The sequence below is a fragment of the Streptomyces sp. NPDC054840 genome (assembly GCF_053611065.1).
Genome location: NZ_JBSGZP010000793.1, coordinates 1 through 3,068 on the forward strand (window position 1 = coordinate 1; position 3,068 = coordinate 3,068).

Below are 3,068 nucleotides of genomic sequence, written 5' to 3' on the forward strand. Positions count from 1 at the left end.
GAGCACGGCCTCCAGGGCGCGGGCCAGGGCCCGGCCCCGGCCGAGGGGTTCGCCCTGGCCGAGGACGGTGGTGACGGCTTCGAGGAGTTCGCCGCGGCCGGGCGCCGGAAGTGCGCGCAGGGTGGCGAGGTCGCAGGCGAGCCGCAGGGTCTCGGCGGCCTCGCCGGTGCCCGCGGTGTGCCCGGCGCGGCGCAGCTCGCGGCAGAGCCCGGTGACGGCGACGGAGGCGGCCTCGCGGACCCGGTCGGGGTCACCGCCGGCTTCGAGGACGGCCTGCTGCCAGCGTGGGTCCCGGATTCCGGCGGGGTACCCGGAGCGGGAGTCGAGCAGGTCGAAGGAGTACGGCACGAAGGAGGTGACGGCCAGGACCGTGTCGGCGGCCGACGCCCCGGAAGCGGCGGTCGTACCGACCCGCGGGCCCGGCACGGCCGGAGCGCCGACCGCGTCCGGCCCGAGGGGCCCGACGGCGCCGGTGCGGACGTCGGAGTCACGGGCGGAGCCCGAGCCGTGAGCGGAGCCGGAACCATGGTCGGAGCCTGCGGCCTGAGCGGAGTCTGCGCCTTGGTCGGAGCCGGCACCGTGAGCGGAGCCGGCACCGTGAGCGGAGCCGGAACCGTAAGCGGAGCCTTCGCCGTGTGCGGAGCCCGAGCCGTGAGCGGAGCCCGACCCGTGAGCGGAGCCTTCGCCGTGAGCGGAGCCCGACCCGTGAGCGGAGCCTTCGCCGGACGTCTCGCCGTGGATGCCGGGATCGTGGCCGTGAACCGGGCCCTGCCCGGAAGCGGCGACGCCGCCGCCCCGGGAGCCCACCGGGTCCTGCCCCAGGGCCGCAACCACGTCGGAGCCGTGCCCGACATCGTGACCCGACCCGGAGCCGGACCCCGACCCATGCCCGGAACCGTCCCCGGAGCCATGGCCGTCACCGTGGTTGTCGCCGGAGCCGGCGTCAGAGCCTGAGCCGTGGGCGGCCGGAGCGGTGCCGGCGGCCGTGCCCGCGAGGACCGGGGCGTGGAACGCGCCGATGACCGCCGCCACACGGTGGCCCGCGGCGACGGCACCTGCGATCACGCTCCGCATGTGGGCCTCGCGGGCGAGGTCCGTCGCGGGGACGGCGTCCGTGTCCGCACGCAGCGCCCAGCCGACGCCGAGGGCCGCACGTCGTACGGCCTCCGGGGTACAGCCGGGGGCGAGGACCTCGACGGCCCGGTCCCACAGGTCGTCGCCGTCCCGGCCGGTGCCGGCGGCGGTGAGGGCATCCGCGAAGGACCTGCCGGCCCCCCGCCCGGCATACGCTCCCCCGGCAGGGTCCGTGGCGGCGCCCACGGCCGAGTGCGGCTCCGAACCCTGCGGGGAGCCCGGGCCGCTTGCCGGGACCGAGCCGTGGCCCTGGTCCGAACCCGGGCCGGAGCCCGGGCCCACGACCGACCCCGAGCCGGGGTCCGGGACCGATCCCGGGGCCGATCCCTCGGACGGGACGGAGCCCTGGCCCGGAACCGCCCCCCTGTCCGGGGCCGCGTCCGGAGCCGAGCCGGTAGCCGCGGTCGGCACCGGGACCGGGTCCGACGCCGCAGCCGGGCTCGGCACCGCCACCGGCTGGGTCCAGCCGCGGTCCGACAGCGGGAGGTCGCAGCAGAGGACGGACGCGCCGGCCCGGCGGGCCCAGCGGATCGCGGCCAGTTCCGGGGAGAAGTCCGCGAACGGGTAGAACGCCAGGCGGCCGTCCTTCCCCGTGCCCGCGAGGGCGACCGGGGCGACGGTCTCCGGGTCGGCGAGGTGCTCCAGCCAGGGCTGGAACTCCGCCGGGAGCTCGACGCAGACCACGTCCGCTCCCGAGGCGTCCAGCAGGGCCGGTACCACCGCGGCCAGCGCGGGGCTGTGGTGGCGCACCCCGATGAGGTACGGCTCGCAGGTGCCGGCGAGGGCGTCCACCGCGGCGCGTGGATCGGTGTGCGTCAACGCAGGCTCCCGCGCAGGTCCCAGAGGCGGCGCCACATCGGCGAACCGTCCTCGGCGCGGCGCCGGACCGGCCCGTCCCAGTACCCGAGCAGCCGTCCGTGGTCGGCCGGGTCGTCCTTGCGTACGACGCCCAGCAGGTGCCCCGGCAGCAGGTCCAGCACGTCCCCGCCCGGCAGGTACGCGGCGGCGACCCCGAGCGAGGCCGCCACCTGGACGGCTTCGGCGGTGGACATGACCGTACCGGGGCGCTCCACGTCCCAGCCCTCGGCGGAGCGGCCGGAGCGCAGGTCGCGGAAGACGGTGACGAGCGCGTCGAGGACGGCGTCGTCGACCCCGAAGGCGGCGCCGGCCCGCTGGACGGCGGCTACCGCCTGGCGGCGGATCAGGGTGGCCTCCGCGTCCGCGTCGGCGATCGGGGCGACGGTCTCGAAGTTGAAGCGCCGCTTGAGGGCGGCGGACATCTCGGAGACGCCGCGGTCGCGCAGGTTGGCGGTGGCGATGACGGTGAAGCCGGGGGCGGCGGAGACCACCGCGTCCTCGGTGGCGGTCAGTTCGGGCACGCTGAGCCGCCGGTCGGACAGGATCGACACGAGAGCGTCCTGCACCTCGGGCAGGCAGCGGGTGATCTCCTCGACGCGGACGACCCGTCCGGTGCGCATGGCGGAGAGCACCGGGGAGTCGACCAGGGCCTGCGAGGTGGGGCCCTGCGCCAGCAGCAGGGCGTAGTTCCAGCCGTAGCGGAAGGCGTCCTCGGTGGTGCCGGCCGTGCCCTGGACGGTGAGGGCGCTGGTGCCGCTGACGGCGGCCGCCAGCAGTTCGGACAGCATCGACTTGGCGGTACCGGGCTCGCCGGTGAGGAGCAGGCCGCGCTCTCCGGCGAGGGTGACGACGCAGCGCTCCACGAGGGCGCGTTCGCCGACGAACTTGGGGGCGATGGCCAGCTTGGCGGGCAGTCCGGCGCGGCGCTTCGGCAGGGCCAGTTCGGCTCCGTCGCTGCCGCAGACGAAGGTGACGACGGCGCGCGGGGTCAGGGCCCAGCCGGGCGGGCGGGGGCCGGGGTCCTGGGCGGCGAGGAAGGCCAGTTCGACGGCGTGGCGCTCCTCGGCGGGCAGCAC

2 protein-coding genes are annotated in these 3,068 nt (G+C 77.1%); both read right to left on the reverse strand.

Annotation, left to right across the window (positions count from 1 at the left end; translation table 11 throughout):
- A partial coding sequence (locus ACWGIU_RS34090; RefSeq protein ID WP_453711975.1) for a DUF5682 family protein occupies positions 1-1,953 on the reverse strand: 1,953 nt, incomplete at its 3' end.
- Positions 1,950-3,068 (reverse strand): ATP-binding protein, encoded by a 1,119-nt coding sequence (locus ACWGIU_RS34095; protein WP_453711976.1) that lies wholly within the window; start codon positions 3,066-3,068, stop codon positions 1,950-1,952. The genes ACWGIU_RS34095 and ACWGIU_RS34090, both read right to left, overlap by 4 nt.